Raw genomic sequence first — 4,845 nt, forward strand, 5'->3', positions numbered from 1 at the left:
CGCTTCATACACGATCTGACGCGCTACCGGGGCTGACCTTGGCAAATGTTCGGGAAATCGCCTCGCCCAAGAGCGCTGTGCTTAGGCCTCCAACATACGGAAAGTGTTTTTACACACTCTGGGCCGAAAGAAGACGGTCCACTCCAGCTCTCAGCACGCCTGCGGCAATTCGCTGAGCCGCCAACATTCGACAGCTTGGAATCGCGTTGCGATGTGTCGGGTGACAGCTTGGATGGGTATCAGGATAGGCCGTGCACAGCAGCAGGCGCGCTGTTGCCTTGGTGCGGTCTAAGGGAGACAGGATTGGCTGCGAATCGCTTTTGGCAATTCTTGGAGCGTTGCGCCGTCGCTTTGCTCCGCCCAAATCGCGTTGCGATTTGTCGAACGACAGGATTCGAACCTGTGCACCCCGCCTTAGGAGCCGGAAAAGTCGACGTCTAAAATCAACACGTTAGCGCGGATTGGCTTGGAAATCATAGGGTTATGGTAGCTGTAGTTAGCTGAATTTCGCTCCGTTTAGCAGGGTGAGTGTGGCAAATTTGTGGCATTTCGATAGCTGTACAACCTGGGAAAGGATGAGTTTCTTCGGGAGGGTGCACAACGTTGCCCCAGTTGCAGCTACTGTGTGACCCGCTTAGAGGGCTTGAGTGGGCGTGCGTGTAGGCTGGGCGGTAGGAAGCACGCAATCGTGCAAACTAACTTCGTATGACGAGGCTCGGCTACGGCGGTATAATGTCTCGCCGGATCGTATTGCCCTATGTCTTTTTGTAGACATACACATTTACAACTACAAAGAATTACTAGGACGGGACGTGGAAATCGCAGCCCATCACGGATGTCGCACATGATCGGCTTTGACAATATTCTCCTGCAATATGGGGGAGATCCTGCATCGTTATTGCGCTTTGATAGTGACGGCCCTGAATTACTTCCCTACGCGACATTGACTACAGCGCGGCGCTCTGGCGACTCCGATCTTCTTGCGCTAGGTGGCGTCTACGAGTGGCAGGATAGACCCCTTTTCTTTTTGATCGACGGGACGTTGCTTGAGGGCGATGCTGAGCGGTTTGGTCGGATCCGCCGTCTTGTGGCAATGCGGGGAGACGCACCTTATTTGGCTGTTGTGAATCCTGGCAGCATGACGATCTATCAGGTTGGTCTGATTGGTGACGCTGCTCAAGCAAGAATTCCAATCGGTCAGGCGCTGGATGACCGGCGTATCACCATTCCTCACTTGGGAAACCTTCGGCCACAGATTTCGGCTAATCGTCGCTGGATCAGCGATGTTATCCTCAAGCTTCTTACCAACGCCTTGGACGCATTGGCGGATTTGGATGTTGCAGACGGCGACGCAATTTCCTTAGTTGGACGAGCTTTGTTCGTTCGTTTTTTGGCTGATCGGGAGATATTGCCCCCATCAGTGTGTGCCATTGGCCCTGATGGTGCTTCCACACTCTTCGACACTGCGCCAACCGCGATAGCCATATCAGAGTGGCTTGATGAAACATTTAATGGCGATTTTCTGCCTCTAACGGCAGCGACCATTGATGCGCTTCCGGAGGAAGCTTTTTGCATACTGGGCCGCATTTTGCGTCGGGCCCCTGACGGCCAGCTTCTGCTGGAGTGGCAAGAGAAATGGGACATGCTGGATTTTGCCCATATCCCTGTTGGAGTTCTCAGCCAAGCATATGAGCGATACCTGTCCCACCACGAACCAGAAAAACAGCGGTCGGAAGGTGGTTATTACACACCACGGCACATAGCGGAGCTGATGGTTCGAGCCGCATTCGCGGCACTCGCTCGAGAAGGTGCAACGCATCAAACCCGAATACTCGACCCTGCTGCTGGTGCAGGGGTCTTTCTTCTCACTGCTTTCCGACAGTTGGTTGCCGAACGATGGCGTCATGACGGGCAACGGCCTGACACAGAAACGCTTCGAGAGATCCTTTACGGCCAAATTACGGGGTTTGACATCAACGAGTCCGCATTGCGCTTTGCCGCGCTAGGGCTGTATTTGATGTCCATTGAGTTAGATCCGAACCCCGAACCGCTAAAGAAATTGCGATTTAAGGATCTTCGACCTGCTGTTCTCCGTAAATTCGGAGTAGGTGCCGAAGGGGCTCAATCAAAGGATCTGGGAAGCTTAGGCGATGACGTTGGAGACGAGCACCACGGAGCCTATGATCTCGTAATTGGGAACCCTCCTTGGGCTACTGCTACGAAACTGTCGAACTGGTCTTCACTGGAAGATCGTATCTCGCGCATTGCTCGTGAACGACTTTGTGATGATCACGTTCGTGCCCCTATCCCTAATGAGGTTCTGGATCTCCCGTTCGTCTGGCGCGCAATGGAATGGGCTCGCCCTAAAGGGCAAATCGCTTTTGCACTGCACGCTCGACTCCTATTTCAACGTGGAGAAACTATGCCTGAGGCGCGCAGCGCGCTGTTTGGCGCGCTGGACGTTACAGGGGTAGTGAATGGAACCGAATTACGAAAAACGCGTGTTTGGCCCGAGATAAGTGCGCCGTTCTGCCTCATCTTCGCGCGCAATGTCGTCCCAACTGCAGGTGCTGGCTTCCGCTTTACTAGCCCGCACCTTGAGGGACCGCTGAACCAAAGCGGCGCGTGGCGGATTGATGCCGCCAATGCTGAAATTGTCACGACGGAGGACGTGCGTCGTCGGCCTGAGCTTTTGAAAATCTTGTTCCGCGGAACACGGCTTGATTTGGAGCTTTACGACAGGATTGCCGCAAAGGGATTTCCTACGCTCGACGAATACTGGCACGCCTCCTTCGGAAGTCATCGCGGACGGGCGAAATACACCGGTAACGGATATCAACGATTGAGAGATAGCAGCCGAGTTCGGAAGGGAGCCGACTTGCCAGGTGCTTCTGCGAACTATCTTCAGCATCTTCCCGAACTCCCTAGTAAGTTGGAAACTGGCTTGCTGGTTGACGCATCTAGCCTTGAGCGGTTTGAGCAGAGTCGTATTCATGATCCACGTCCCGAGTGGCTTTTTAAGGGCCCTCTGCTGTTGGTTAGAGAGTCACCCCCAGTCAAACATGCGCGGATTAGAACATCTGTCGTACTTGATAGTGTTGTGTTTAATCAAAGTTATCACGGATATAGTACCAATACACATAAAGATGGGCGTGAACTCGCGTGCTATCTGGCCTTGGTCATCGGGAGCAAAGTAGCACTTTGGCATGCTCTTATAACCAGTGGCAGGTTTGGATTTGAGCGCGAGGTAGTTGAAAAATTCATCATCGATGAGATACCCGTGCCGGTATTCGAGAACCTTTCGGTTATTGATCGCAAGACGGCGTGTTCACTTTTCAATGATTTGGCGCAGAAAGATGACGAAGCTGGCTGGGATAAGGTTGATCACTGGGTCGGCTCGCTTTTCGGCCTAACAGCAGAAGATATTGAGACTATCACCGATACACTCCGATATCGTCTTCCCTTCTCCGCAAATCTGAAAGCAAGTCAGGTTCCAGCAGTTGCTGCGCAGCTCAACGCATTTAAGAACCGCCTTCAGGCCGAGCTTCAACCATGGGCGGAGCGCTTCAATAGGCCGCTAAAAGTTCATAATGTTCCAATGCCTGCATTATCACCATGGAATTTCATTTTGCTAACTGGAAGTAGCGATGTAGGAAGTCAGGCAGCAATTAATGTGGATTGGGTACACGCTATCCGCCTTGCTGACGAGCTTTCTGCAACGGAAGTCATATATGTTGATGAGTCTACGAATACCTTAATAGTAGGGCGTCTCAACCAGGCGCGTTATTGGACGCCGAGTCAAGCGAGGCTAACAGCACGACGCATTATTTGGGATTACATCAGTTTTCTCTCGGGCAAGGATACGAGATGAAAAATTCCACTCTCAGGCCAAGGGAAGATCATGTCGCGGAGTTGACGCGTGGTCAGCGGCTTCCACTTGACCCAATTGCAGATATACATCTCGATGTGATTTTCGAGACCTTGACTCGGACTTGGGAAGATTTACTTGATGAGCGATATCAGATCGTTGCAGAGGGTAGTGAGGCCGAAATCAACGCTCTCTTAGAGTCTCGCTTAAACAACCTTTGGCGAACTGATCCCTTATGGTCCCAGCTCGTTACATCCGTGGCTCGTGGTAAGGAGTCCTTGAGTTTCGATGGAGTTCATCTTGAGAAACGCCCGGATCTTTCGATTTACCTCACGGGTAAGCACCCTTCATTTCCTATCGTCGTCGAGTGTAAGATTATTGATCACGCCTCCGGGAAGGGAGTGGATCTCTATTGCGCCAATGGGGTAGCCCGTTTTATTGCTGGGGAATATGCGTGGTCGAATCGCGAGGCGATACTTATTGCTTATATCCGTGACGACGCCACTGTAGAGCAAAATCTGTTGCCTGTTTTGGCCGCCGGAACCCAACGTGCGCCGGATCCATGGCAAACAAATCGTCTTCCGATGGTGGCTGCGGGCTTGCGGTCCGTTGTTTCGTCATCCAATCACTATCGAATTTTTAATTATCCGAGCTCAGTTTCCATGGCTGCGCCAGGAGATATCGTCCTTTGGCATCTTTGGTTGAAAAAATGCCAGTGTGAATCGCCCCTAGTTTCATAGACACCTCCAGTCCTCATATAGACTTACCCCGGTCCACTAGACACTCCTAGCCTATGATTAGAGCATAGGAGGAATTGCCATGAGCAGCCAACGTTACCCCCCCTGAATTTAGTAAGCGATCCATAAACCCCGTATTGCGATGATCGTTGCAGATCAGTAAGCAACCGGGCCGCAGCGCCAAGGCAGCAGCGCTTCGTAGTCCTCGGCGGACGCTGCCAGCGGCAGCCGTTCCATTAC

Annotated in this window: 2 protein-coding genes; both read left to right on the forward strand. The window is 52.3% G+C overall.

Annotation, left to right across the window (positions count from 1 at the left end; all coding sequences use genetic code 11):
• Positions 1-844 precede the first annotated feature (844 nt).
• Positions 845-3,871 (forward strand): N-6 DNA methylase, encoded by a 3,027-nt coding sequence (locus H4J77_RS19090; protein WP_220469440.1) that lies wholly within the window; start codon positions 845-847, stop codon positions 3,869-3,871.
• A complete protein-coding gene (locus tag H4J77_RS19095; RefSeq protein ID WP_182250005.1) occupies positions 3,868-4,608 on the forward strand; it encodes a hypothetical protein in 741 nt (246 codons plus the stop codon). The genes H4J77_RS19090 and H4J77_RS19095 overlap by 4 nt, the downstream gene beginning before the upstream one ends.
• The last annotated feature ends 237 nt before the right edge of the window (positions 4,609-4,845 follow it).

It is taken from the genome of Pseudomonas sp. 5Ae-yellow, from assembly GCF_014077575.1.
GTDB classification, from domain to species: domain Bacteria; phylum Pseudomonadota; class Gammaproteobacteria; order Pseudomonadales; family Pseudomonadaceae; genus Halopseudomonas; species Halopseudomonas neustonica.

What these genes read in the sequence shown, in the direction of transcription:
- H4J77_RS19095 (WP_182250005.1), top strand. Translation starts at nt 3,868, where the DNA reads ATGAAAAATTCCACTCTCAGGCCAAGGGAAGATCATGTCGCGGAGTTG.
- H4J77_RS19090 (WP_220469440.1), top strand. Translation starts at nt 845, where the DNA reads ATGATCGGCTTTGACAATATTCTCCTGCAATATGGGGGAGATCCTGCA.